Origin of the sequence: Halomonas citrativorans (assembly GCF_900163645.1) — a bacterium.
GTDB classification, from domain to species: domain Bacteria; phylum Pseudomonadota; class Gammaproteobacteria; order Pseudomonadales; family Halomonadaceae; genus Vreelandella; species Vreelandella citrativorans.
Genome location: NZ_FUKM01000003.1, coordinates 127,659 through 151,285, shown reverse-complemented (window position 1 = coordinate 151,285; position 23,627 = coordinate 127,659). Strand labels below are relative to the sequence as shown.

The following is a 23,627-nucleotide window of genomic DNA, read 5'->3' as shown; positions in this document are numbered from 1 at the left end:
TCACTTGATGAAGTGTTGGCTTACGTATTAAGCGTCTAGCGTATTTTTACTTCCTGTATTCATCGATACCTGGGCAAGAACAAATAAGCTGGCGATCCCCAAACACATTATCCACCCGATTAACGGTTGGCCAGTATTTGGCTGCAGTGACCGCTTCAGTGGGAAAAGCCCCCAGCTGGCGGTCATAAGGCCGTTCCCACTGGCTGTCCATAATGTCGGCCTGCGTGTGGGGTGCGTTAACCAAGGGGTTGTTATCCAGCGTCCACTCGCCACTTTCAACGCGCTTGATCTCTTCGCGGATGGCAATCATGGCATCGCAGAATCGGTCAATTTCATAGAGGGACTCGGACTCGGTCGGCTCTATCATCAGCGTGCCTGGCACCGGAAATGACATGGTGGGCGCATGGAAGCCATAGTCCATCAACCGCTTGGCAATATCTTCCTCACTGATACCTGACGCTGCCTTTAGTGGGCGAATATCAATGATGCATTCGTGGGCAACCCTGCCGTTAGTTCCCCGATAGAGAATGGAGTAGGACTCTTCCAGGCGCTTGGCGATGTAGTTAGCGTTTAAAATGGCTAACTGTGTTGCCTCGCGAAGCCCTTGGGCGCCCATCATTTTAATATAGGCCCACGAGATAGGCAGGATCGAAGCACTACCAAACGCTGCCGCTGAGACGGCACCGCTCTCTGGGTTCACACCATTGATAGGTGTCACCACGTGGTTGGAGACATAAGGCGCCAAGTGAGCTTTTACGCCGATAGGCCCCATACCCGGGCCGCCTCCGCCGTGGGGGATGCAGAAAGTTTTATGTAGATTAAGGTGCGATACGTCGCCCCCGAAATCGCCAGGACGCGTTAGTCCCACTTGAGCATTCATATTGGCGCCATCGACATACACCTGGGCACCGTGCTGATGCACCACGTCACAGACCTTGCGCACATGAGATTCGAAAACACCATGGGTCGACGGGTAAGTAATCATGATCGCCGAGAGCTTGTCGCTATGCTGGGCGGCTTTGTCCATTAGGTCATTTATATCGATATTGCCGTTCTGATCACACTCTACAACGACCACCTCCATGCCCACCATGGCCGCTGTTGCCGGGTTGGTACCATGGGCAGAGCTTGGGATCAGGCACACATTACGGTGTGCTTCGCCTTGAGCCGCCTGGTAACGGCGAATGGCCAGCAGCCCCGCGTACTCACCCTGCGCGCCCGAGTTAGGTTGCATGGAAATATGATCGTAACCGGTGATTTCTACGAGGAACGCGGCCAGTTCATCAATCATTTGATGATAGCCAGCGACCTGGTCGCGCGGCGCAAACGGGTGCAAGTCTGCAAACGCAGGCCAGGAAATAGGGATCATTTCGCTGGTAGCGTTAAGTTTCATGGTGCAAGAGCCTAAAGGGATCATCGCATGGGCAAGCGACAAGTCCTTATTCTCCAGGCGTTTTAGATAACGCAGCATTTCTGTTTCGCTGCGGTATCGGTTAAAGGTGGGGTGGCTCAAAAAATCACTTTCCCGCTGGCAGGCGGTGGGGATGCCCGTGATAGCGCTGGCAATTACCTGCTCGTCCAGCGCGGCAACAGAAAGCCCGTGTTCATTACCCAGCAGCACATCAAATAGGGTGGCAACATCGTGTGCGGTGGTTGTTTCATCCAGGCTGATGCCTACATCACCATTGGCGAAGTAGTGGAGATTGACATCGTGCGTCATGGCGCGGCCATGAATTTTACCTGCATCTACCTGGGTTAAGCGCAGCGTATCAAACCAGCTGTGATGCACCAGCGAAACGCCAGATTGCTGCAAGCCTTGCGCCAGCAATGTGGTGAGTCGATGGACACGCCCAGCAATTTTACGCAGCCCTTCAGCACCGTGATAAGTTGCGTAGAACCCTGCAATATTGGCTAAAAGAGCCTGCGCCGTGCAGATGTTGGAGGTGGCCTTTTCGCGACGGATATGCTGCTCGCGCGTCTGCATGGCCATCCGCAGGGCGGTGTTGCCTCGGCTATCTTTGGATACGCCGATAATACGCCCGGGAATAGAGCGCTTAAGCTTGTCTGATGTGGCAAAGAACGCCGCATGTGGGCCACCAAAGCCCATTGGCACCCCAAAGCGTTGCGAATTACCAATCACGATATCCGCACCTAACGCGCCGGGCTCCTTGAGTAGCACCAGGCTCAGCAAGTCAGAGGCTACACAGGTCATGATATTATGGGCAGTGGCCGCCTTTAACAGAGGTGCCAAGTCACGTACTTCGCCGCTGGCGGAAGGGTACTGAAGCAACGCGCCAAACACATCATGGTCGGCAAGCGTATCGGCAGGACCTGTAATGAGTTCAAAACCAAAAAAATCAGCGCGGGTTTTTACGACATCAAGGGTTTGCGGAAAAATATCGTCGGCAATAAAGAAAGCGTTGGATTTGCTCTTTTTATTACTCCGCTTACAGAGTGCCATGGCTTCTGCAGCCGCCGTGGCCTCATCCAGTAATGAAGCATTGGCAAGCTCCATTCCGGTCAGGTCCATAATAACCTGCTGAAAGTTTAATAATCCTTCCAACCGGCCTTGAGAAATTTCCGGCTGATAGGGCGTATAAGCGGTGTACCAACCCGGATTTTCGAGCACATTACGTTGAATAACCGCTGGCATATGCGTGCCGTAATAGCCTTGGCCAATATAGCTTTTAGCAACACGGTTTTGGCGCGCCAACTGGCCTAAGTACTCAAGCGCTTCAGCCTCACTACGTGGATCATCCAGGTTCAGTTCACGGCCAAGACGAATATCGCTGGGTATGGTTTGCTCAATCAGATCGTCCATGCGCTTGATATTGAGCACGTTTAACATGGTATCTACGTCGTCGGCATTCGGGCCGTTATGACGTTTGATAAAAGCATCGTGGTCGGCTAGTTCGGACAAGCGGCGTGTTTCAAATGACATGGGAAGATTCCGAGCGAGAAAGAGAAGCGTGGTAGAGGCATAAAATACAAAGCCTGCCGTAAAGGGCAGGCTTTGCGGTATTAATCGTCAGTGCTTAATGTGGCCTGGTAAGCATCAGCATCCAGTAAACCGTCCAGATTCTGGTCGGTCAGGCGTACCTTCATCAGCCAGCCGTCTTCATAGGGTGCGTCGTTCACCGTTTCGGGTGAGTCTTCAAGCGCGTCATTAATTTCGATAACTTCCCCGCTTACCGGGGCGTAGAGATCGGAAGCCGCTTTTACTGATTCAATAACGCCGAACTCTTTGCCCTGGGTAAGCGTTTGGCCCACTTCGGGTAGTTCAACAAATACCACATCGCCAAGCGCTTCTTGGGCGTGGTCACTAATCCCTACGCTGACGGTGCCGTCTTGATGATCAAGTACCCATTCGTGGCTTTTCGCGTAACGCAGATTTGCAGGAAGGTTGCTCATGATGATTCCCTTTATGAAACAATTGACTGGACAGGCTAATACTAGCGCTTGTCGGAAGTCTTGGCGACTACCAGCGTGCCAGCCAATAAGCGAATTTTTAAGCATGTTAACGTGTTTCTGATCGGAAACAAGTTTCCTGTAAGCTAAAAAATGCTCGGCGAGGGAGATTTTATGACTCAGTGTGCCTATCGGGCGGGGAGGTACGAAGGCATTTACTATTTAGAAGGGCCTGAGCATAGAAGCGAACAGGGTTAATGGTGTAAAACATACAGGTGGTTCACCTGAGCATGTTAATAATTGCCTCTATCATGCTATCAACGATGGGGCGTGCCCATGACATCGCTATATTAGCTAAACAAAATAATCGTGAATGCCCGTTTTCTGACGGCCAGACATCTATAAAAATTGAACTAATAGGGTAAGGAGAAGCGTGTGGAAACGTTAAATAGCCTTTTTGGGGCAATCAATGGCGTCGTATGGGGGCCATTGATGTTGATTTTGCTACTGGGTGTGGGGATCTACCTGCAAATTGGTTTGAAATTAATGCCCATCAGAAAGTTGGGCATGGGGTTCAAGCTACTTTGGCAGGGGCGTGAGCCTAAACCTGCCCACAAGGACTCCGTCGCTAAGGCTGGCGTCGACAAGTCCGATGAAGACGGCGAAATTTCCCCCTTTAATGCCCTGATGACGGCGCTTTCAGCCACCATCGGTACGGGCAATATTGCCGGTGTGGCCACCGCAATTGCATTAGGCGGCCCAGGTGCTGTGTTTTGGATGTGGATTACAGCGCTGGTAGGAATGGCAACAAAATTTGCCGAAGCGGTATTGGCTGTACGCTATCGTGAAACAGATAATACCGGCCACCACGTAGGCGGCCCCATGTTTTATATTAAAAACGGGCTGGGTAAAAAGTGGCTTTGGCTTGGCGCTCTGTTCTCGTTTTTTGGTGCTGTCGCAGCCTTTGGTATTGGTAATACGGTGCAGTCTAACTCGGTCGCAGATGCGATGGACGTCACCTTTGGCATACCGCATTGGCTAACCGGTGTTATCATCATGGTATTGGCCGGCGCGGTAATTCTAGGCGGCATCAAGCGGATTGCGAAAGTTGCTGGGAAGCTGGTACCGATCATGGGGATTGCTTATGTGATTGCCGGTGTGCTGGTGCTGATTGTTAACGCAGGGCAAATCGGCGAGGCCTTTGGTCTGATCTTCTACTACGCCTTTAATCCCATGGCGGCGGCGGGTGGTTTTGCGGGTGCCGCTGTGATGGCCGCTATTCGTTTCGGTGTGGCGCGGGGTATTTTCTCCAATGAGGCAGGTTTAGGTAGTGCGCCTATTGCTCATGCCGCGGCCAGAACTAAAAACCCGGTTCGCCAAGGGCTTATTGCCATGCTGGGCACCTTCATTGATACCATCATCGTTTGTACTATTACGGCGCTGGTGATCCTGACCTCTACGGTATGGCAAACGGGTGAAGAAGGCGCATCGCTTACCGCGCTCTCCTTTGACCAAGCACTGCCTGGATTCGGTAATCCCATTGTGGCTATCGCGCTGGCTATTTTTGCCTTCACGACTATTCTAGGCTGGTCGTTTTATGGCGAAAAATGTTTCCAGTTCCTGTTTGGAACGCGCTCCATCATGCTCTATCGCGTTCTGTTCGTATTAGCTATTCCACTTGGCGCTATTGCGCAACTCGGCTTTATCTGGCTCATGGCCGACACCTTTAATGCCATGATGGCCATTCCCAACCTGATTGCGCTGGCGCTGCTTTCCCCGGTGGTTTTCAAGCTGACCAAGGACTACTTTGCGGGCAAGGAAATTTTAGCCGGTGAAGAACTAGACCATGACAAGTAAGCGATATTTGCCGCTTAAGCAGTAATCGAATCGGGGAGCTATGGCAATAGCTCCCCGTTGTTCGTTTTTACCAAGGAACTATCATGAACGATCTAAAGCATACGCCACTTCACGCACTGCACCTTGAGCTCGGGGCAAAAATGGTGCCCTTTGCTGGATATGATATGCCGGTGCAGTATCCACTGGGGGTAAAAAAAGAGCATGAGCACACCCGGCAACAGTGTGGCCTATTTGACGTTTCTCATATGGGACAGATTCTTGTATCAGGGGAAGATACCGCCAAGGCTCTGGAAGCACTTATTCCAGCGGATTTAGTGGGGCTCCCAAAAGGTGAGCAGCGCTATGGTCTGTTTACCAATGCTGAAGGCGGAATTATTGATGACTTAATGGTCGTTAATGGTGGCGACCACTTCTATCTGGTGGTTAATGCTGCTTGTAAAGACCAGGATTTGGCGCATTTGCAGGCAAATTTGGGCGCCACCCACAAAATTGAGTTGTTAGACCGCGGCTTGCTTGCTCTGCAGGGCCCCCAGGCACATGCTGTTATGCAGCGCCTTTGCCCAGCGGCATGTGAACTGGTGTTCATGCAGCATCAACGTTTTACCATTGATGGGCATGAGGTATGGGTGAGCCGTAGTGGCTATACCGGCGAAGATGGGTTTGAAATTTCCGTGGCAGCCGATGCCTGTGAAGCGTTTGCCAAGCGTCTGCTGGCAGAGCCGGAAGTTGAGGCGATTGGACTAGGCGCTCGCGATTCGTTGCGCCTGGAGGCCGGGCTATGTCTCTATGGACATGATATGGATGCCACTACAACGCCAGTGGAAGCCGGATTGATTTGGGCAATTGGCAAGCCCCGTCGTCATGGGGGGGAGCGTTCGGCAGGTTTTCCTGGGGCGGATGTCATTCTTCATCAAATCGATGCCAAGGATCATTTACGCAAGCGTGTAGGGTTGCGGGCAGAAGGTAGGGCACCTATTCGAGAAGGTGCTGTGTTGCGGGATGCGTCAGGCAACGAGGTTGGAGTCGTAACGTCAGGCACGTTTGGGCCAAGCGTTGGGCATCCTGTCGCCATAGGGTATGTCAGCCGTGATTGGGAAGCGCCAGCAAGCAACCTGTTTGCTGATGTGCGTGGGAAGCAACTGCCGATGACTGTCACGCCTATGCCCTTTGTTAAGCCCAGCTATTATCGCGGTTAAGTCAACAGTAAAGAGTCGTTATAGAAAACAAAGCCCCTTTTGATAAGGGGCTTTGTTCGTTTAGCAAACGTGTTAACTAAGCACTGTGTTAACGCAGTACCTTGCCGGGGTCGATCGGCTTGCCTCCCTGACGTAAATCAAACAACAGATCGTAACGTTGAGTGGTATTACTTTGACCTACTTCACACAGCTCATCACCTGCTTTGACGTGCTGTCCGACCGAGACCAGCGTGCGTTCACACAGTGCATATACCGTTTGCAGATTATCAGCGTGGTGCACAATCACGACTTCACCTAGCTGGCGCATACCGTTTGCAAAGCGTACCTCGCCGGGGGCTACGGCCTGAGCACGCGCACCGGCTTGGGTCGCAAGCAGCATGGGTTGCAATGCTCCTCGGCTGTCTGCGCCAAAACGTCTAACAATGCGGTAGTCTTCCAGTGGCCAAGGCCAGCGGCGCGCGGATGCGGGTAATGAAGTAGGAGCGGTAGGCGCCGCAGCCGGGGTGCTGCTAGAGGGCGATGGCCGATTGCTGGGCGAGGCGTTGCTGGTGGGCGCTGGGCTACGCGTACCGCTGTTGCTTAAAGGAACGCTTATGATTTGGCCTATCCTTAACGCGGTGGGCGAAGTGCCGGGGTTGGCGCTCTGAATACGTCCACTGGTCGTGCCAAAGTGTCGTGCTATGTTGGAGTACGTATCGCCAGGCCGGATTTGATAACGGTAAGGGCCGCCGGAAGGAGCACGCTCTTGTTGAGTAGGTATCATCAAGCGCTGGCCGACCGCGAGACGACGCGCATTGACGCCTGGGTTAAAACGTTCCAGACGTTCAAGAGGTACGTTAGCGCGGTTAGCCAGTTTCCCCAGCGTATCCCCACGTTGAACGGCCACCCAGTTGCCACTGATTTGGCTCGCACTATGGATGGGTACGGCATCGCGTTGGGAGGAAGAGGCCGACGAACCCGCACAACCTGTTAATAAGCTAATTAGCAAGCAGGCACCAAGCCAGACAGTTAGGCGTGATCGGATTGGCTGTCCAACAAGGCATCTTTTTCCTGCCAGAGTGAATTGGTCCATGCGTGGAAGCGTTCCTTATGCTGCTTTTCTTCGTGGTAGTCGGATTCGTGCATCCACTGGGGAATGGGCAATGTTCGTGCCTGTAGTGTAATAGGCGCTTCCTGACCGCATAAAAAACCCCAAAACGTTGGCGACGGGTTAGCGTAACTGATCGTTACATCAAGAATACCATCCAATTGATCGCCAAGCAGGCTAAGTACCTGCGAAATTCCCCCTGCTTTTGGCCTTAACAAATGCTGATATGGGCTTTTCTGTGCGTCGCGCTTCGCTATGGTAAACCGTGTGCCTTCGATGAAATTAAATATGGCGATGGGCGCGCTCCGCGCCCGGTGGCACATGGATGCTGTGGATTGACGGTCTATCGTGGCAAGAGTGGGGTTCTTGGCGATCTGTTCACGGCTAAAGCGGCGCATAAACGGAAATTCAAGTGCCCAAAAGGCAAGACCTACAATCGGGATCCAGATCAATTGTCGTTTTAGAAAAAAACGCGGCATAGGGATACGGCGGTGCAAGGCCATGAAAAGAATAAAAATGTCGGTCCAGCTACGGTGATTGGATATGACCAGCCACCATTGGTGTGGGCTCAACGATTCAGGAATCGAAAAAGTGACATCTGGTCTCAGCCAGCGCTTCATCCACCAAAGATTAGCGCCGACCCAGTTAAGGGCCACGGCGCATAAGCCGTCAAGTACCCATGTTCTAAAGCGTTTCACTGGGATAACGACTTTTAGAAAAGTGAGCGCAATAAGGGGAATTCCCCAAAAAAGCGTGGTGAGCGTGAACAGCACAATGCTGACTAAGCCCTTTAAAATAGCCATATCCGTCCTTCAATGAAACGTATAACGATGCGTTTAATGCTAATGGATCAACGCTATGCTGCCCAGTACAATGGTAAAAAAGCACGTATTTTATCGTTGTTATCTTCTCGCGTTCCAAGAAGTAATTTTCCATCCAGCGACACTTCCGGCTCTTTAATGGCTAAGCTTAAGGCAGCCCGTGATAGGCATCACTTTTTGGGCTTGGGTAACCAAATATAGTAATAGACACAACACTGACAGTACCGATAAGCGCATTTTACGCACCACCGACAACTAGGCGAGGCATAATAATGGCAGGATTTGATAAGCGTGTTGCTTCCTATGCCGAAGCGATGGAAGGTATCGAAGACGGAATGACTGTACTGGCTGGCGGCTTTGGCCTATGCGGAATTCCAGAAAACCTGATAGCAGAAATAAAGCGTCGAGGTGTTAAGAACCTGACGATTGCTTCTAATAATTGCGGCGTTGATGGATTTGGTTTGGGCGTTCTGCTTGAAGATCGTCAAATCCGCAAAATATTTGCCTCTTATGTCGGCGAAAACGCGCTCTTTGAGCAGCAGATGCTCAACGATGACATTGAGGTTGTGCTTACCCCTCAAGGCACGCTGGCTGAAAAAATGCGGGCGGGTGGCGCAGGCATTCCAGCATTCTATACCGCGACAGGCTACGGTACCCCCATTGGTGAAGGTAAGGAGGTGCGCGAATTTAACGGGCGCCACTACATCATGGAAGAAGCCATCGTCGGTGACTTCGCAATAGTAAAAGGCTGGAAAGCGGATCGTTATGGCAATGTTGTGTACCGCCATACAGCGCAAAACTTTAATCCCTTGGTGGCGACCGCTGGAAAAATCACAGTGGTGGAAGTTGAAGAAATTGTAGAGCCAGGTGAGCTTGAACCCAGCCAGATCCATACCCCGGGTATTTATGTGGATCGGATTATTCAGGGTTCGTTTGAGAAACGCATCGAAAAACGCACGGTGCATGGCTAAATCGTTGACCGCTAACGGCTAAACAACTTTTTTAATCGCTGAATAATGAGGTTGCCACCATGGCTTTAACACGTGAACAGATGGCGCAGCGTGTTGCGCGTGAACTGGAAGATGGCTTTTACGTAAATTTGGGTATTGGTATCCCCACTCTGGTTGCCAACTACATTCCTGAAGGCATTGATGTGATGCTTCAGTCAGAAAATGGTTTATTGGGCATGGGGCGTTTCCCTACGGAGGAAGAGCTGGATGCTGACATGATTAATGCTGGTAAAGAGACGGTGACCGCTCGGCCTGGTGCTGCCATTTTTTCATCGGCAGAATCTTTTGCCATGATCCGCGGTGGGCATGTGGATCTCACCGTTTTAGGTGCGTTTGAAGTCGATCAGAATGGCAATATTGCGTCATGGATGGTGCCAGGCAAGTTGATTAAAGGAATGGGGGGAGCCATGGACTTGGTGGCTGGCGCTGAAAATATTATTTGCACGATGACCCACGCCTCCAAGCATGGCGAGTCGAAGCTGCTTGAGCAGTGTACTTTACCGCTGACGGGCGCTGGTTGTATTAACCGCGTTCTGACTGACTTGGCCTACCTGGAAATTAAAGACGGCGCCTTTGTGCTTAAAGAGCGCGCGCCCAGGGTCAGCATCGATGAAATTATCGAAAAAACGGCGGGTAAGCTGATAGTGCCTGACCATGTACCCGAAATGACGTTTGTGGAAGCGTAAACGCAAATGTAAGTACGTTACTTGTTATAAGCAGCCTTGGCGGGCTGCTTAGACAATCTCACAGCGGGCATGGGCAGGAATGAGTATTTCGGCGATGCGTTCATGGCCCGCATCGATATGTTTTTGAGTCAGCGCCAAACCGCCTAGGCAGAGGCGATGCTCATCGCCATCACTAAAGATGATGCGTTGCGGCATGGCAGGATAAAAATGATGCTCAATAAGCGTCGAAAGCGCAAACACGCCGTTTTGCGGCTCTTTTTCACCGGGCATGCCTGTTTTTTCTAGCTGGTCATTAAGCGCTGTTAGCGTATCGCCGAGCTCGGCACAATCAAAGCCTGCATGGTGTAGGCGCGGGCCCATAACCGCCAGCCAGGCAGCAAGTGGGTGTGCCTTTAGAAGCTGCTGATACAGCGACCAGGAGGGCATGGGCCACGGACGCCCGCGACACAGCAAGTTGTGGCCCTTGCAGTCCTGTGGGTGTGATTGATTCACCAGCGCAGCCAGCGCCTCACGAGGCAGTTTTGACAGCGTCCCCAACTGTAGCTCAGCTAATACTAGCCAACTTCCTTGGTCATCAGGTGCGAGAAGGCGAATGAGAAGGCCCTTGTCAGCCATCGCATAATGGGCAACCTGACGATACCCCATGTGCGCTAATCGGTTATTCAAAACGGAAGCAGCAAAAGGGCCATGGTTCAGCGTTACGAGCGTTAAGTATTCTGCCGTGGAGGAGAGAGGCCAAAGACGCAAACCGCCGATGTCGGGATGCGAATGAATATAGTCAAGCCAAAGCTGCTGTACGAATTCATCACGTTGCACGATGCTATCCTCGCCGCCTAAACAAGCGATGTTAGAAAGAGGGACTTGTTTAAAACCCAGTATAGGCAGGCGAGAAAAAGCGTGTTCAACGACTATAAACGGCAAATTTAACGTAACGAATCTTCATGGGGAGCTAATAACTGCTTCTCACGTACAAACCTGTCGAATTCGGTAAAGCCGCCTATGTGCGTTTGGTCGACAAATACTTGCGGAACCGTATGAATAGGCTTGCCTGCCGTTTTAGCGATATCCTCTTTAGTAACGCCTTCAGAGGGCATATCGACATAGCGATAACCCTCGATCGTACCGATTGTTTCCAAGTGCTCAGCAAGTTGCTTGGCACGGACACAGAAAGGGCAGGTCATTCTGCCAAAAATAACCACAAACATGCGAAAACTCCTAACGTCAAAATGATGGATAGCTCAATGGTGCCTATTGTGGCGTAGCTGTCCTTGCTTCGCCAATAGGGTAAGGCAATGACGCCGATGATATCGGCGTCTGCGGTGGTCGACTTGGGAGCCAATGCGGTAGGCAAACTCAGCGCGGCGAGTGCTGGCTCTGCCGCGGAGCAGGCCGCTGGTGCAGGGCTAACGCTTAACGGGGCGTTTTTGCAGCTTCCGCTGCAGTGTCCGGCGATGCATGCCGAGCGCGCGGGCTGTCGCGGAAATATTGCCGTCGTGTTCATGAAGCACTTTTTGAATATGCTCCCACGTGATTCGATTAATGGACGGTGGGTTATCAGCAAGCTCTATATTGGGGTCGCCTTCCTGGTGTTCAAAGGATGCGATAATATCGTCAGCGTCGGCTGGTTTGCACAGGTAGTTGACGGCTCCGAGCTTCATGGCCTCCACGGCCGTGGCAATGCTTGAGTAACCGGTAAGCACTACAATACGACAGCTTGGGACGGCGTCCAACATCTCAGGGAGCAGCTTTAGTCCTGAGCTGTTTTCAAGCTTGAGGTCGAGCGTGGCCATGGTGGGTTGAAATTGAACCGCTACCGCAAGCGCCTGGTCTGCATCATGCGCTGTCATTACCTCATAACCGCGGCGGGTGAACGCTCGGCTGAGCACGTGACAGAACATTTCATCGTCATCAATAATTAGCAGGCGCTGATCTGTCGTTTGCATGATGTCCTCAACGTTAGTGCTTGAAACACACTAAAACGCGTTTCAATTAGGCTGTGCCGTTAGTTTGGCTTAAAGGGGGGCGGAGCTACGCGGAAGTGTTACTTCTGTCAGCGTGCCACCTTCGGGATGATTATACAGACTAACACCTCCCCCAAAGCGATTGATCGTGGCATGAGTTAAAAACAGGCCAATACCCATTCCCTTGCTCTTGGTAGAAATAAACGTATCACCGAGCTGGTCAGCAATAGACATGGCAATGCCCGGGCCGTGATCACGAATATCAATGACAACGCTCTCTTCCTGCCAATCAAGGCGAATAGAAACCTGTTCGGGATTGGCATCAGCGGCATTGTTTAGCAGGTTCATTAGTGCCTGGTCCAGCGTTGTGTCAACGGCAAGCCAGGGTTTGCCGCGCCTTTCAATAATTTCAAATTGGTGGCTAACATCTGGCCGCAACACTAACCAGCGCTGTACAACGCCGGTTAGCCAGGTCTGGGCATCCAGTATTTCGGGTTCTGCCATGCGTCGCCGATCGGCACTGGTGACCAAATGCTGAAGACGAGATTTGCAAATGTCGACTTGCTGGCGCAGTAAGCGAATATCCTGCTGTAATGTTCCCCCTTCGGGGGCCTCATCCTGCATCTCTTTTAACAGTACGGCCATGGTCGAGAGCGGGGTGCCTAGTTCGTGTGCTGTGCCCGCCGCCTGAGTGGCTACCGCCAGCACCTGTTCGTTACGCAGCGCCGCTTCGCGAGTAAGAGAAAGTGCTTTATCTCGATTACGCAGTGCATGGGCCATTTTATAGATAAAAAACGTGACCAGACCTGCTGAAAGGCCAAAGTTAAGCCACATGCCCAGGACATGCAGGTTGAGCATTTCATCGCTATTAATATGCGCCAGTTGGGGGACATGGTGGTAAAAGAACATTAGAAAGCTGTAGCCAGCCATGGCGCAGATCGCACATATCCAGGCATGGCGCCACGGTAGGGTTGCCGCAGCAATCGTCACAGGCACCAGATAGTAGGTAATAAACGGATTGGTTGAGCCACCCGAAAAATAAAATACCAGGGTTAGGCCCGCAATGTCGGCCAATAAATGCAGCAGATACTCAATATGTTCCACCGCTCGCGGGCGCCCCAATCGCCACCAGGTGGCGATATTCAATAAGCCCATCGCGATAACGACACTGACGACCGCGGTTACGGGTAATTCAAAGGCCAGTAGCTCAACGCCGACTACTATGGCGATCAGAAACCCTGTCCAGGTGATTCCCCGAACAATAGTGAGGCGAACAAGATTGCGGTTCGGGGTCGAGAGGGGGAGCGGCAAAGCCGTTTGCATGGGCTACTACCTATTTACGTGAAGTTTTGATGCTGTGAATGACAACCTTAATGAGTAGCGTCATGACATAGGTCAGCCAGCCAGCGGATGCCATTAGATTGAATAACAGCATTTTTGGTGGCAGCCAGGTACTGCCGAAAGTCGCTTCCACCATGATATGAAAGAACATCGCGAGCAGAAGGGGTAATGCCAGAATATGAATCCACATATCCGTGCGCCGCTTACGGATATGGTAGCGGCGCAGTAGATAGCGCATTGGTCGGTGTGCCCAGCTAAATAGCACCAGTGCACCCACGATAAAAAGTGCTGCCAGCGTCGGCTCGGTATTGCCGGTATGTACGGAAATGGAAATCGACCAGGCGAGACCTAGCCATACCAGCCCCTCTATGCTGGCAATAATATCCGCATAGCGTCGCACATTTTGCATAAACAATTGGACCTTGAACCTCTAAAAGTGCCGTTATAATACGATACTTGTTAGGGTGTGTGACATTGATAAGCAGATTTCTCCGCCAAGTGGATCACGTATACTGTATTGGCTTTTTTCTTTAACCAGCTTAGGACTTACCGTGGACGCTATTACCCTGACCCGCCCCGATGACTGGCACCTTCATTTACGTGATGGCGAGGCGCTGAAAGCCGTGGTAGGCCATACCGCCGCCCAAATGGGGCGTGCGATTATTATGCCTAACTTAACGCCTCCGGTAACGACCACGGCTCAGGCGCTTGAATATCGTGAGCGTATTTTGGCTGCCTTGCCTAAAGGCAGCACGTTCGAGCCTCTTATGACGCTCTATTTAACCGATACCACGCCGCCTGAGGAAATTGAGCGCGCAGCACAAAGCGGCGTGATTAAAGCGGTTAAGCTGTACCCTGCTGGGGCAACCACCAACTCGGATTCTGGTGTCACCGATCTTGCGCACTGCGATGACACCATCGCGATGCTTGCCAAGGTAGGAATGCCGCTGCTCGTTCATGGTGAAGTAACAACTGCCGATATCGATATTTTTGATCGTGAAGCGGTATTTATCGAAACGGTAATGAAGCCTCTGCTGGCGCGCCATCCCGCGTTAAAGGTTGTTTTTGAGCATATTACGACCCAGCAAGCGGCAGAGTTTGTGGCAAACGCACCGGATAATATTGCGGCCACTATTACGGTGCATCACTTGCTGTTTAACCGCAACAAAATGCTGGTGGGTGGGATTCGTCCGCACTACTACTGCCTGCCTATCTTAAAGCGCGAACAGCACCGCCAGGCATTACTGAAAGCAGCCACCAGTGGCAGTCCCAAGTTCTTTTTAGGTACGGATAGTGCGCCTCACGCCAAGGGCGATAAGGAATCCAGTTGTGGCTGCGCTGGCGCTTACACGGCACCGGCGGCGATTGAATTATATGCAAGGGCCTATGATGAAGTGGGCGCGCTCGATAAGCTGGAAGCGTTTGCCAGTCTGAATGGTCCGCGTTTTTATGGCTTGGCGCCTAATACCGACAAAATCACGTTAGAGCGTAAACCTTGGCAGCTGCCGGAAGCCTATCCTTACGCGGGGGGCAAAACGATTGTTCCATTGCTGGCGGGAGAGTCGCTTGAGTGGTCCATTAAAGCGTAACTGTTGATGAAGTAAGAAATCTGTTGATGAAGTAAGAAACGAAAACGGAGCCATTCGGCTCCGTTTTCGTTAGTGGTAAACACCGGCTGTTGGTAAGACCTTAGCGCTGGCCAAGTGTTTGTAGCATGTGGTCCACCATGCGCGATGAGTGGGCGGCGGCTACGTCCAGGAACTGTTCAAAAGATAGGTGGTTATCATCGTTACCCGGAATATCGGATAACGCACGAATAACCACGAACGGGCATTGATACAGGTGACAGGTTTGCGCAATCGCCGCAGCCTCCATCTCAACCGCCAGCATGGAAGGGAACTGGGCCTGTGTCGCAGCCACGCGTGCAGGATCAGACATAAACGCATCGCCCGTCGCAATGAGACCCTCTCGGACGTTAACCTCGCCAACCTCTTTGATTGCCTGGCGGGCAATGGCGCGTAGCTGAACATCTGCCAGGTAAGCCGCGGGCATGCCGGGTACCTGACCTATTTCATAGCCGAACACCACTGCATCGACATCATGATGGCGTACTTCATCTGAAATGATGACGTCACCAATGTTGAGGTCGCTTGCAAATCCGCCTGCTGAACCCGTATTGATGATAGCGTCAGGGTGGTGGCGTTCCAGCAGAATGGCGGTACCCACCGCCGCATTCACTTTGCCAATGCCGGACTGTAGTATCACTACCTCAAGCCCATGTCGCATACCCGTATGAAATACAAACCCTGCATGCTCATAGCGCTCAGCATTGTCGAGCTGTCCGACCAGAATGCCGACTTCTTGCGCCATTGCGCCAATAATGCCAATACGCTTCATCGAATAGGCTCCTTCATCAAACCCTAAAAATTAACAGTACAGTGAACCTACGCGTTGGCGTCGTGATGCTCAGCCGCTTCAAGCGTATTTTCAAGCAAAGTGGCAACGGTCATGGGGCCTACCCCCCCCGGGACAGGTGTGATAAAGCTGGCCCGCTCGGCCGCGGCTGCAAAATCAACATCTCCCACCAGCGAGCCATCTTCCTGACGGTTGATACCAACATCAATCACAATGGCGCCTTCCTTAATCCATTCCCCTTTAACAATGCCAGGTTTGCCGACAGCCACGACCACCAGGTCGGCACGGTTAACATGGGCCTGCAAATCCTGGGTAAAGCGATGGCATACAGTGATGGTCGCGCCTGCCAGCATCAGTTCAAGTGCCATTGGGCGGCCCACGATGTTAGAAGCGCCAACGATAGTAGCGTTTAAGCCACGCACCGGCAGACCGCTTTCTGCCAACATGGTCATGACCCCTTTGGGTGTGCAGGGGCGTAGAGCCGGCAACCGTTGAGCAAGCCGCCCAAGATTGTAGGGGTGAAAGCCATCGACGTCTTTGTCGGGCTTGATGCGCTCTAGAATGGGATTTGCATCAAGATGAGCAGGCAGCGGTAGCTGAACCAGGATGCCGTCTATGCTTGCATCATCATTAAGCTGGTCAACCAATGCTTCCAACGCTTTCTGTGTGGTAGCTGTGGGGAGGGCATGTTGAAACGATAAGATGCCTGCTTGTTCGCAGGCACGATGTTTATTACTAACATAGACGTGAGACGCCGGGTCTTCACCGACCACAACAACGGCTAGTCCTGGTGCACGAGCGCCTACTTGCTGACGTTTAGCTATCTTCTCGGCAACGCGTTGACGGACATGAGCAGCGATGGCTTTTCCATCGATAAGTTGGGCGGTCATTTACAAAGATCCCTATGGAGGTTGGAGCGCTGATGCAAAAGCACGCTTGCTTGAGCATTTACTATCGGAAGTAATTTTCGCATGCCCAAGCGGCTAGGCAAAGCATCTACACAATCATTCGCTTTAAGTGTTGACTTTAATTTTAAAAATAGTAATATATGCCTCGCTTGAGACGAGCAGCGCGGTAAGCGTCAAAGGTGATAAATCGGGATGTAGCGCAGTCTGGTAGCGCGCCTGCTTTGGGAGCAGGATGTCGGGGGTTCGAATCCCTCCATCCCGACCACACTTAACGCGAAAGGCGTTACTTTGCTTTTCCAAGTTTGGTTGTGGTCAAGTGCTCATTGGCGTTCAGTGTTTTTTGGGATGCTTTATGTGCGCCCATAGCTCAACCGGATAGAGCAACGGCCTTCTAAGCCGTAGGTTGCGGGTTCAAGTCCTGCTGGGCGTGCCATTAGTAATGCTGTTCGATGGTCATTTGCCGGTTAGGAAAGTTTAAGTGCGTTAGTACTATCTATGGTGGGTGTAGCTCAGTGGTAGAGCCCCGGATTGTGACTCCGGTGGTCGTGGGTTCGAAACCCATCATCCACCCCATTCGATAGTAATATACGGCTACAGTTTTAGGTTGTGGTGGATGTAGCTCAGTGGTAGAGCCCCGGATTGTGACTCCGGTGGTCGTGGGTTCGAAACCCATCATCCACCCCATTCGTATTGCCTATTTAATATCTTCTCTTCATATCTGATACCACTTAATTGTGGTTTTTTTGTTTTTGATTTCTGCGTTTTCCTTTCATATTCCTTTCTGCATGTTGTAATGTCTGTTTAAAGACAATTCGTCATGCTTCCCTTGTTGTGCTTACTCTCCATGCACCCTGTGTTTAATTGCTGCTTAAGCTTTTTTTGTGGCTTTGTCCGCTTGCAAAGCTTTAAAGCAGTGGAGTTGTCTGCGGGTGATATTTTTACAGCGTTAATTGCTGCAAAAAGTCTTGAAAAAAGCTTTTTAAGCTGTGTAAATGCCCTTTGTTTAGTGATATTTTTCAATCAGTTGCTGGCGTTGTTTTCGCCTGTATTAAACGTGGGTATTAGCGCTGAGGAGAATGCAAGATGACGCGACAAACGGTAGTGCTAGGGGCGGGTATGGTGGGTGTCAGTATTGCATGGCATTTACAGCGTCGCGGGCACCAGGTCACATTGGTGGACAGGCGCCAGCCTGGTCGGGAAACGTCGTTTGGTAATGCGGGCATCATTCAGCGAGAGGCGGTGCGTCCTTATGCATTCCCCCGTGATATGAAAACCATTTTAAGCGTGCTGCCTAATAAGCGCGTGGATATTCGCTATCGCCCGGCAGGCATGCTGAATGCCGCTTCACCCTTGTTAAGCTATTGGCATAACTCTTCGTCAGGGCGCTATAAAAAAATCGTTCCTGAGTGGGCTTCTCTCATCCAATTGTGCTTAAAAACGCACGGTCCGATGATTGAAGCTGCTGGCGCCGAGCACTTGGTGCGCCGTGAAGGGTGGTTAGAGATTTACCGCACGCAACCGCGCTTGGAAAAACGTATTAAAGAGGCTGAAGAAGCTCGTGAGCGTTATGGGGTGCAGTTTAACGTGCTGGATCGTGCAGGCGTTGAAAGCAAAGAGCCGAATTTAGGTAAGGATATTATTGGTGCTATTCATTGGCTGGACCCTTGGACGGTGGCCGATCCGGGGGCCTTGGTGGCCGCCTATGCGCAGGATTTTATGGGCAACGGAGGTAAGCTTCTTCAGGCAGATATCCAAAAGGTTGAGCAAGCAGGCGAGCGCTGGCGGGTTGTTACTGAAACGCAAACCCTTGACGCTGATGAAGTGGTGGTTGCCTTGGGGCCATGGTCTGGCGAATGGATGAAAGGGCTGGGCTATCATTTTCCTACCTTTGTTAAGCGTGGCTATCACATGCACTATGCTGCCCAAGCGCCAGCCAGGCTGAATTACTGGTTAATGGATGCTGAAGTTGGCTATTTGTTGGCGCCAATGAACGCAGGAGTGCGCCTAACGACCGGTGCTGAGCTTGATCGAATAGAGTCGCCCGCTGATGAGCATCAGTTGGAGGCGGCGGAAAAAGTGGCCAGGACTATTTTTCCGCTTGGAGAGCGCCGTGATGCGGCCGCCTGGAAGGGCGCGCGCCCCTGTTTGCCGGATATGAAGCCGATTATTGGTCCGGCACCACGTCATCTTGGGTTATGGTTAGCATTTGGGCACGGGCATCAGGGTTTTACCCTTGGGCCAGCAACAGGTCAGCTATTGGCTGACATGATTGATGGCAAGCCGACAGAAATTGATATGTCACCCTTTCGAGCTGAACGGTTCTAAATCGTCACGCCGCTTTGTAGGTTGTTCGGATATTTGCTAAGCTGATTTGACGTTTGACTTCTGAGGGCAGGCTTTATGGATGTATCTATAAGCAATACGGTGAGTACAGCGCTTTATATGAATCAAGCGCAAACTGCTGAACAGGCCCAAATGCAGATTTTCAAAGACGCATTGGATATTCAGGCTCAACAGGTCACGGAAATCATGGCGTCAGCGGATATGGGCGCTGAGTCCAACCTTGCTCAAGAAGGTAATGTGGGTACGCAGGTTAATACCTACGCTTAGGCGGGTGCAAGCGACCACAATTAGCTATTATCTTTAAAACGCCGACCTGTTCGGCGTTTTTTCATTGGGCTCAAAAGTGATTTTTCATGCTTAAACGGCAGTCAGTTGTTAAACATTTTGACGGGTGAATATGTTGCAGTTATAAAATTTATTGCTTGCTGCGAACCTTGATAAATACGGCTGCTACTGCGGCAACGCCACCCAAGCCCAAAACAGAGGCAGCTATTTCTTGATCGTGTCGGTGTTTTTGTTGTTGTTCGGCCATGAACAATATGCGGTCAGCCGCACCAGGCATTATTGACTCGTAACGTTCCATTTCAGAAGACGGCGGTAGCGGCCCGGAGTACGTAAGGCTTCTCGCCTCATAAGAGCGCAGCCCCAGATCGGGCTACTTCACATTTTGAGAAGATGTAGTGGTCAACTGATTCCGGACATCGGTATATTGTTGATCCATAGCCATTACGCGGCCCTCATCGAAACAAGCTGCTGACGCAGCTCTGCATTACCTGCTTCGAGCGTAGCGATACGCTCCGATAATGTCCTATTTTCGGCAATTAACGCCGCTTTATCCGCCTCAATGTCCTCATTTCGGGATGCTAACTGCTCGTTAATGGCCTCTAGGCTTTCAAGTGCTTGGCCCATGTTTATCTCCGGTAATAATGTAACGGTCGCGGCTCGTCCGGCCAGTAGGCAGCGCTTGGTCAGGGCTTTCAATATGCCGCTCCCAGGCTTCCCGCGCTTCGACCTTAGTCATCTTGGTGAGCATCAGTTTGCTGTAGTCGAGATAACCCATAACTTGCCTCTACTGTTTCTAAGAAACCTCTATCATGCTGCCGCTACCTTAAGGATTCCTTACCTTGCGCTGCTCGTTTAATCCTTGGGGTTGAATAGGTAACGCTGACCTCTGCTTCAATCGTGAACGTGTCATCGCATCGCTCGCATTCACGCTCTTGCTCACTATTGACCATGCCGTCGATTTCTTCGCTTTCTACTTCAAACTGTAAATCGCAATAGGGGCAGCGCGGATTATCCTCAAGGCGGTAATCAATCTCGTCGTGCTCTTCCGGCATCGCTGCAAGCGCTTCTACCTTTTCTGCCTCGTGCTCAATCTCGGCGCAGGGCTTGCATTGCCAGCCGTGTTTGCCGCCCCATGGGGATTCTGTTAACTGGCTTCGAGGCGTTTTGCATGTACGACAAACGTCGTGCTTATCGCACTCGATATAGGTCATCCAATCGCGTGGCTTACCATTACATTCAGCGCAGCCGTTCACCCAGCACCATTGCCCGCCAATCAGCTCGGCAAATAAATGACGCTCAGGCGGACGCAGCACAACATCAGCGTTTTCTTCACTGGTGAATTGCCGGTCTTTGTAGTCTTTACGGAAAAGCTGAGTAGCTCCACTCCGGGTGCGCTTCATATCCGGCGTTAACAGCGGCTCGTTAATGAGGATTGGTGCCTGCATAATTTCCTCCAGACAAAAAGAAGCCCACTGGCGACGCACGTCATCACAGTGGTAGCCTTCGCTAATAAAAAAGGGGAATCACATGGCTTTCCACAACCCTGACCCGAAAATGCGGGATATTGAAAAGCGCAATGCTGCCGCACGTGCCGCGCTGTATCGCAGAATATGGCGCGCTCTGCGCAAGGCGGTGATGGCGAAGTCTAAAAAGCCCCGTAATGCGAGGCGCTAGGCTCTACGTTTTCGGTATTTGAACGCCCCGATCAGGCGTCAGTTAAAAGGGATTTCGTCGTCAAAGTCGTCATACTGCGCAGGATTTGGGGCGCCATATGACTGCCTGAGCCGTTAAAAGTAAAGACTATTCGGATTAACGTGCAGGAATAGCCTTTAAGATAGCAGCAGGTTCAATCTGATCACTTCGACGATGATATATATACAAGGCAGCTAGATATGGTGGAGGCGAAGTTGCTTCAGCCGACCATCTTATCAATGTCGCGAAAGATCGATGCCCACTTGTCGTCGTCAATCCTCAAGCCAACGAGGTTGCGCAAAAGAAAGGCGCCTTCTGCCGCCAGATAGGCAAGTCTGCGCTGTCGACTCTCCCTGTCATTCGCTTCCAGACCGTCCATGCGAACCCGATACCAGTTCTGCATTTCTGAACTTGCGTAGCCGCTGCTTACTAGCGTGGCGAGCATCGCAGAGACGGTCCTGCCGACGTCACTCTCTTCTCGTTGTGTAGACTGGAGGTGGGCTTTTAGACGGGCACCGGCAGTGCTGTCATTCCCGAGAATGGCTTGATACTTCTCGGCCCCGCGGGCCATCCACCTTTCCAATAATGCCTCGATCATCGCCTCGCGAGTCATTCTGATTCCTCTATTCATGTGGTGGTATCAAGTGGGGCCGCTTGGTGCACTTAAAATGGAAGCGGCGCTACTGGTATTCTTCCTGGTCTTCACCTTCGTATTTACGTGGATTTTCGATCAACTAGTGCAAACCAAGCGCGAAGCTTGAATTGCAAGCTGCCTCTAGCCAAAAACGTCCAATTTTGACCGATCTTTGCCTGTAACGTTTCTGGCGTGGCGACACCTCATCAATTTGATGAACATGGCGCTACAACCTTCATAACGATACAATCGCGACCAATTTGAAATACTAAGCACTGGTCACTTTTGTACTTGAGTACAAAACTGAGTACAAATTTATATTGAGGCAAGATGAAAGATACCCAATTAGCCCAGGAAGCGGATCTGCGCCGCACATTCGCTATCATTTCGCACCCGGATGCGGGCAAAACAACCATCACCGAAAAAATGCTTCTGTTTGGGAATGCTATTCAGCTGGCAGGCTCGGTGAAAAGTAAGCGTAATGACCGACACGCGACGTCTGACTGGATGAAGATGGAGCAGGAGCGGGGAATCTCGGTGACGACCTCCGTTATGCAGTTCCCCTATGGCGGTCGTATTGTGAACTTACTGGATACGCCAGGGCACGAAGACTTCTCGGAAGACACCTATCGAACCCTGACAGCCGTTGACTCCGCTTTGATGGTTATTGATGGGGCCAAGGGTGTTGAAGATCGGACCATCAAACTGATGGAGGTGTGTCGTTTACGTGCCACACCCATCCTGACCTTTATTAACAAAATGGATCGTGATATCCGTGACCCTATTGAGGTGATGGACGAGGTCGAGACCGTTTTAAATATTCAGTGCGCGCCCATGACATGGCCTGTCGGTATGGGGCGTCATTTCAAGGGTGTCTACCACCTTTACAATGATGTTATCCATCTTTATACCCAAGGTCAGGGCAGCCATATTCCGGAAGACAAGCGCATCGAGGGCTTGGATAGCCCTGAAGTGGATGCTGTTCTGGGCGAAGAGCAGGCTGAAGAGCTACGTATGGAAGTTGAGCTGGTGCGGGGCGCTTCGCACACGTTTGACCTTGAGGCTTATCGGCGAGGTGAGCTTACGCCCGTCTACTTCGGTACTGCGATGGGGAACTTCGGTGTACGCGAGATGCTGGACGGCTTCGTGGAGTATGCGCCTGCCCCTCAGCCGCATAAAACCGACCTGCGTGAGGTAACCGCCCACGACGAGCGTTTCACCGGATTTGTATTTAAGATCCAGGCCAATATGGATCCCAATCATCGTGATCGCATCGCTTTTTTACGTGTTTGCTCTGGCAAATATGAGAAAAATATGAAGATGCGCCATGTGCGTATTGGCAAGGATGTCAAAATAGCCGATGCGTTGACGTTTATGGCATCTGATCGCTCCCATGTAGAAGAAGCTTGGCCGGGTGACATCATTGGCTTGCATAACCACGGCACGATCCAAATCGGCGATACCTTTACCGTCGGCGAGGATATGCGTTTTACCGGTATTCCTCACTTCGCGCCTGAGCTCTTCAAGCGAGTCCGCCTGAAAGACCCGCTGAAAATGAAGGCGCTTCAGAAGGGCTTGCAGCAGCTTTCTGAAGAGGGCGCTACTCAGGTCTTCATGCCTATGGATAACAACGATCTAATCCTGGGGGCGGTGGGCACCTTGCAGTTTGACGTGGTCGCCCATCGGCTAAAAGAAGAGTACAAAGTCGATTGTTTGTATGAGGGGGTCAACGTACAAACGGCACGTTGGATATATTGCGACGATGCCAAAATGCTCGAAGAGTTTAAGCGTAAAGCCAGCACGAATTTGGCTATTGATGGAGGCGGTTACTTAACCTACATCGCACCTACTCGGGTTAATTTACAAATGACTCAGGAGCGCTGGCCCGATATTCGCTTCCAGCCCACACGAGAGCATTAAGTTAGCTACTTTTAAGATAAGCAAAGGTTGGCAAGCCCAGGGAGGGGCTTGCGTGCTCTATAA

27 protein-coding genes and 4 tRNA genes are annotated in these 23,627 nt (G+C 51.5%); 15 read left to right on the top strand and 16 right to left on the bottom strand.

Features of this window, described 5'->3' with window-relative positions:
- Positions 1-46 precede the first annotated feature (46 nt).
- Together gcvP and gcvH are read right to left on the bottom strand one after the other, a co-directional pair.
- Positions 47-2,941 (bottom strand): aminomethyl-transferring glycine dehydrogenase, encoded by a 2,895-nt coding sequence (gcvP, locus tag CZ787_RS01220; protein WP_087105505.1) that lies wholly within the window; start codon positions 2,939-2,941, stop codon positions 47-49.
- An 80-nt stretch (positions 2,942-3,021) separates the two neighbouring features.
- Positions 3,022-3,411, bottom strand: coding sequence for a glycine cleavage system protein GcvH (gcvH, locus tag CZ787_RS01215; protein WP_087105504.1), 390 nt, complete (start codon positions 3,409-3,411; stop codon positions 3,022-3,024).
- Positions 3,412-3,843: 432 nt separating this feature from the next.
- Between gcvH and CZ787_RS01210 the strand changes: the two genes are divergently transcribed.
- Positions 3,844-5,265 (top strand): alanine/glycine:cation symporter family protein, encoded by a 1,422-nt coding sequence (locus tag CZ787_RS01210; RefSeq protein WP_087105503.1) that lies wholly within the window; start codon positions 3,844-3,846, stop codon positions 5,263-5,265.
- A gap of 83 nt (positions 5,266-5,348) precedes the next feature.
- Positions 5,349-6,461 (top strand): glycine cleavage system aminomethyltransferase GcvT, encoded by a 1,113-nt coding sequence (gene gcvT / locus CZ787_RS01205; protein WP_087105502.1) that lies wholly within the window; start codon positions 5,349-5,351, stop codon positions 6,459-6,461.
- An 88-nt stretch (positions 6,462-6,549) separates the two neighbouring features.
- Here gcvT and CZ787_RS01200 read toward each other — a convergent pair whose 3' ends face one another.
- Positions 6,550-7,347, bottom strand: a complete 798-nt coding sequence (locus CZ787_RS01200) for a LysM peptidoglycan-binding domain-containing protein (RefSeq protein ID WP_087105580.1) — start codon at positions 7,345-7,347, stop codon at positions 6,550-6,552.
- 122 nt (positions 7,348-7,469) lie between these two features.
- Positions 7,470-8,351 carry an acyltransferase gene (locus CZ787_RS01195; RefSeq protein ID WP_087105501.1) on the bottom strand — a complete coding sequence of 294 codons (882 nt, stop codon included), beginning with the start codon at positions 8,349-8,351 and terminating at the stop codon, positions 7,470-7,472.
- Between the two features lie 290 nt (positions 8,352-8,641).
- Here CZ787_RS01195 and CZ787_RS01190 point away from each other — a divergent pair, with 290 nt between their 5' ends.
- Both CZ787_RS01190 and CZ787_RS01185 read left to right on the top strand, forming a co-directional pair.
- Entirely contained in the window at positions 8,642-9,340 is a 699-nt protein-coding gene (locus CZ787_RS01190) for a CoA transferase subunit A (RefSeq protein WP_087105500.1), read from the top strand.
- 59 nt (positions 9,341-9,399) lie between these two features.
- Entirely contained in the window at positions 9,400-10,065 is a 666-nt protein-coding gene (locus CZ787_RS01185; RefSeq protein ID WP_087105499.1) for a CoA transferase subunit B, read from the top strand.
- 48 nt (positions 10,066-10,113) lie between these two features.
- Here the strand turns inward: CZ787_RS01185 and CZ787_RS01180 are convergent, their stop codons facing one another.
- From CZ787_RS01180 to CZ787_RS01160, 5 genes are all read right to left on the bottom strand, one after another.
- A complete protein-coding gene (locus CZ787_RS01180) occupies positions 10,114-10,881 on the bottom strand; it encodes a DUF1338 family protein (RefSeq protein ID WP_087105498.1) in 768 nt (255 codons plus the stop codon).
- Positions 10,882-10,988: 107 nt separating this feature from the next.
- A complete protein-coding gene (locus CZ787_RS01175) occupies positions 10,989-11,270 on the bottom strand; it encodes a GrxA family glutaredoxin (protein ID WP_087105497.1) in 282 nt (93 codons plus the stop codon).
- 198 nt (positions 11,271-11,468) lie between these two features.
- The gene (locus tag CZ787_RS01170; protein WP_087105496.1) at positions 11,469-12,008 is read right to left on the bottom strand and encodes a response regulator transcription factor; all 540 of its coding nucleotides are present in this window, start codon (positions 12,006-12,008) and stop codon (positions 11,469-11,471) included.
- 69 nt (positions 12,009-12,077) lie between these two features.
- Positions 12,078-13,349: an ATP-binding protein gene (locus CZ787_RS01165; RefSeq protein ID WP_087105495.1), complete on the bottom strand. Its 1,272-nt coding sequence runs from the start codon at positions 13,347-13,349 to the stop codon at positions 12,078-12,080.
- A 10-nt stretch (positions 13,350-13,359) separates the two neighbouring features.
- A complete protein-coding gene (locus tag CZ787_RS01160; RefSeq protein ID WP_087105494.1) occupies positions 13,360-13,776 on the bottom strand; it encodes a hypothetical protein in 417 nt (138 codons plus the stop codon).
- Positions 13,777-13,918: 142 nt separating this feature from the next.
- Between CZ787_RS01160 and pyrC the strand changes: the two genes are divergently transcribed.
- Entirely contained in the window at positions 13,919-14,956 is a 1,038-nt protein-coding gene (gene pyrC / locus CZ787_RS01155) for a dihydroorotase (protein WP_087105493.1), read from the top strand.
- A gap of 100 nt (positions 14,957-15,056) precedes the next feature.
- Here the strand turns inward: pyrC and mtnN are convergent, their stop codons facing one another.
- Positions 15,057-15,764 carry a 5'-methylthioadenosine/S-adenosylhomocysteine nucleosidase gene (gene mtnN / locus CZ787_RS01150; protein ID WP_087105492.1) on the bottom strand — a complete coding sequence of 236 codons (708 nt, stop codon included), beginning with the start codon at positions 15,762-15,764 and terminating at the stop codon, positions 15,057-15,059.
- A 47-nt stretch (positions 15,765-15,811) separates the two neighbouring features.
- Positions 15,812-16,672 carry a bifunctional methylenetetrahydrofolate dehydrogenase/methenyltetrahydrofolate cyclohydrolase FolD gene (gene folD / locus CZ787_RS01145; protein WP_087105491.1) on the bottom strand — a complete coding sequence of 287 codons (861 nt, stop codon included), beginning with the start codon at positions 16,670-16,672 and terminating at the stop codon, positions 15,812-15,814.
- Positions 16,673-16,878: 206 nt separating this feature from the next.
- On the opposite strand from folD, the gene CZ787_RS01140 reads away from it, so the two are divergent.
- From CZ787_RS01140 to CZ787_RS01110, 7 genes are all read left to right on the top strand, one after another.
- Positions 16,879-16,955: transfer RNA gene (locus CZ787_RS01140), tRNA-Pro, on the top strand.
- 91 nt (positions 16,956-17,046) lie between these two features.
- Positions 17,047-17,123 (top strand) — tRNA-Arg (locus CZ787_RS01135).
- A gap of 65 nt (positions 17,124-17,188) precedes the next feature.
- Positions 17,189-17,263 (top strand) — tRNA-His (locus CZ787_RS01130).
- A 36-nt stretch (positions 17,264-17,299) separates the two neighbouring features.
- Positions 17,300-17,374: transfer RNA gene (locus tag CZ787_RS01125), tRNA-His, on the top strand.
- Between the two features lie 133 nt (positions 17,375-17,507).
- The gene (locus tag CZ787_RS01120) at positions 17,508-17,777 is read left to right on the top strand and encodes a hypothetical protein (protein WP_087105490.1); all 270 of its coding nucleotides are present in this window, start codon (positions 17,508-17,510) and stop codon (positions 17,775-17,777) included.
- Entirely contained in the window at positions 17,774-19,015 is a 1,242-nt protein-coding gene (locus CZ787_RS01115; RefSeq protein ID WP_087105489.1) for an NAD(P)/FAD-dependent oxidoreductase, read from the top strand. The genes CZ787_RS01120 and CZ787_RS01115 overlap by 4 nt, the downstream gene beginning before the upstream one ends.
- 75 nt (positions 19,016-19,090) lie before the next feature.
- Positions 19,091-19,300, top strand: coding sequence for a putative motility protein (locus CZ787_RS01110; RefSeq protein ID WP_087105488.1), 210 nt, complete (start codon positions 19,091-19,093; stop codon positions 19,298-19,300).
- A 148-nt stretch (positions 19,301-19,448) separates the two neighbouring features.
- On the opposite strand, the gene CZ787_RS19030 is transcribed toward CZ787_RS01110, so the two are convergent.
- From CZ787_RS19030 to CZ787_RS01095, 4 genes are all read right to left on the bottom strand, one after another.
- Positions 19,449-19,676, bottom strand: coding sequence for a DUF2335 domain-containing protein (locus CZ787_RS19030; protein WP_254908530.1), 228 nt, complete (start codon positions 19,674-19,676; stop codon positions 19,449-19,451).
- An 83-nt stretch (positions 19,677-19,759) separates the two neighbouring features.
- Positions 19,760-19,942, bottom strand: a complete 183-nt coding sequence (locus tag CZ787_RS01100; RefSeq protein ID WP_087105486.1) for a hypothetical protein — start codon at positions 19,940-19,942, stop codon at positions 19,760-19,762.
- On the bottom strand, positions 19,926-20,093 hold the full coding sequence (locus CZ787_RS18770) for a hypothetical protein (protein WP_176372150.1): 168 nt from the start codon (positions 20,091-20,093) through the stop codon (positions 19,926-19,928). The genes CZ787_RS01100 and CZ787_RS18770 overlap by 17 nt, the downstream gene beginning before the upstream one ends.
- A gap of 43 nt (positions 20,094-20,136) precedes the next feature.
- Positions 20,137-20,763 (bottom strand): hypothetical protein, encoded by a 627-nt coding sequence (locus CZ787_RS01095; protein ID WP_087105485.1) that lies wholly within the window; start codon positions 20,761-20,763, stop codon positions 20,137-20,139.
- Positions 20,764-20,845: 82 nt separating this feature from the next.
- Here CZ787_RS01095 and CZ787_RS18765 point away from each other — a divergent pair, with 82 nt between their 5' ends.
- Positions 20,846-20,992: a hypothetical protein gene (locus CZ787_RS18765; protein ID WP_176372149.1), complete on the top strand. Its 147-nt coding sequence runs from the start codon at positions 20,846-20,848 to the stop codon at positions 20,990-20,992.
- 238 nt (positions 20,993-21,230) lie between these two features.
- On the opposite strand, the gene CZ787_RS01090 is transcribed toward CZ787_RS18765, so the two are convergent.
- Positions 21,231-21,623 carry a hypothetical protein gene (locus tag CZ787_RS01090; RefSeq protein ID WP_087105484.1) on the bottom strand — a complete coding sequence of 131 codons (393 nt, stop codon included), beginning with the start codon at positions 21,621-21,623 and terminating at the stop codon, positions 21,231-21,233.
- Between the two features lie 16 nt (positions 21,624-21,639).
- Here CZ787_RS01090 and CZ787_RS19250 point away from each other — a divergent pair, with 16 nt between their 5' ends.
- The gene (locus tag CZ787_RS19250) at positions 21,640-21,771 is read left to right on the top strand and encodes a chlorhexidine efflux transporter (protein ID WP_087105483.1); all 132 of its coding nucleotides are present in this window, start codon (positions 21,640-21,642) and stop codon (positions 21,769-21,771) included.
- Between the two features lie 203 nt (positions 21,772-21,974).
- Positions 21,975-23,564: a peptide chain release factor 3 gene (locus CZ787_RS01080; protein ID WP_087105482.1), complete on the top strand. Its 1,590-nt coding sequence runs from the start codon at positions 21,975-21,977 to the stop codon at positions 23,562-23,564.
- The last annotated feature ends 63 nt before the right edge of the window (positions 23,565-23,627 follow it).

What these genes read in the sequence shown, in the direction of transcription:
- gcvP (WP_087105505.1), bottom strand. Translation starts at nt 2,941, where the DNA reads ATGTCATTTGAAACACGCCGCTTGTCCGAACTAGCCGACCACGATGCT.
- CZ787_RS01185 (WP_087105499.1), top strand. Translation starts at nt 9,400, where the DNA reads ATGGCTTTAACACGTGAACAGATGGCGCAGCGTGTTGCGCGTGAACTG.
- CZ787_RS01115 (WP_087105489.1), top strand. Translation starts at nt 17,774, where the DNA reads ATGACGCGACAAACGGTAGTGCTAGGGGCGGGTATGGTGGGTGTCAGT.
- CZ787_RS01165 (WP_087105495.1), bottom strand. Translation starts at nt 13,349, where the DNA reads ATGCAAACGGCTTTGCCGCTCCCCCTCTCGACCCCGAACCGCAATCTT.
- CZ787_RS01090 (WP_087105484.1), bottom strand. Translation starts at nt 21,623, where the DNA reads ATGACTCGCGAGGCGATGATCGAGGCATTATTGGAAAGGTGGATGGCC.
- CZ787_RS01175 (WP_087105497.1), bottom strand. Translation starts at nt 11,270, where the DNA reads ATGTTTGTGGTTATTTTTGGCAGAATGACCTGCCCTTTCTGTGTCCGT.
- CZ787_RS01120 (WP_087105490.1), top strand. Translation starts at nt 17,508, where the DNA reads ATGCTTCCCTTGTTGTGCTTACTCTCCATGCACCCTGTGTTTAATTGC.
- folD (WP_087105491.1), bottom strand. Translation starts at nt 16,672, where the DNA reads ATGACCGCCCAACTTATCGATGGAAAAGCCATCGCTGCTCATGTCCGT.
- CZ787_RS01195 (WP_087105501.1), bottom strand. Translation starts at nt 8,351, where the DNA reads ATGGCTATTTTAAAGGGCTTAGTCAGCATTGTGCTGTTCACGCTCACC.
- CZ787_RS01110 (WP_087105488.1), top strand. Translation starts at nt 19,091, where the DNA reads ATGGATGTATCTATAAGCAATACGGTGAGTACAGCGCTTTATATGAAT.
- gcvH (WP_087105504.1), bottom strand. Translation starts at nt 3,411, where the DNA reads ATGAGCAACCTTCCTGCAAATCTGCGTTACGCGAAAAGCCACGAATGG.
- CZ787_RS18765 (WP_176372149.1), top strand. Translation starts at nt 20,846, where the DNA reads ATGGCTTTCCACAACCCTGACCCGAAAATGCGGGATATTGAAAAGCGC.
- CZ787_RS01095 (WP_087105485.1), bottom strand. Translation starts at nt 20,763, where the DNA reads ATGCAGGCACCAATCCTCATTAACGAGCCGCTGTTAACGCCGGATATG.
- CZ787_RS01100 (WP_087105486.1), bottom strand. Translation starts at nt 19,942, where the DNA reads ATGGGCCAAGCACTTGAAAGCCTAGAGGCCATTAACGAGCAGTTAGCA.
- mtnN (WP_087105492.1), bottom strand. Translation starts at nt 15,764, where the DNA reads ATGAAGCGTATTGGCATTATTGGCGCAATGGCGCAAGAAGTCGGCATT.
- gcvT (WP_087105502.1), top strand. Translation starts at nt 5,349, where the DNA reads ATGAACGATCTAAAGCATACGCCACTTCACGCACTGCACCTTGAGCTC.
- CZ787_RS01160 (WP_087105494.1), bottom strand. Translation starts at nt 13,776, where the DNA reads ATGCAAAATGTGCGACGCTATGCGGATATTATTGCCAGCATAGAGGGG.
- CZ787_RS19250 (WP_087105483.1), top strand. Translation starts at nt 21,640, where the DNA reads ATGTGGTGGTATCAAGTGGGGCCGCTTGGTGCACTTAAAATGGAAGCG.
- CZ787_RS18770 (WP_176372150.1), bottom strand. Translation starts at nt 20,093, where the DNA reads ATGGGTTATCTCGACTACAGCAAACTGATGCTCACCAAGATGACTAAG.
- CZ787_RS01080 (WP_087105482.1), top strand. Translation starts at nt 21,975, where the DNA reads ATGAAAGATACCCAATTAGCCCAGGAAGCGGATCTGCGCCGCACATTC.
- CZ787_RS01190 (WP_087105500.1), top strand. Translation starts at nt 8,642, where the DNA reads ATGGCAGGATTTGATAAGCGTGTTGCTTCCTATGCCGAAGCGATGGAA.
- CZ787_RS01170 (WP_087105496.1), bottom strand. Translation starts at nt 12,008, where the DNA reads ATGCAAACGACAGATCAGCGCCTGCTAATTATTGATGACGATGAAATG.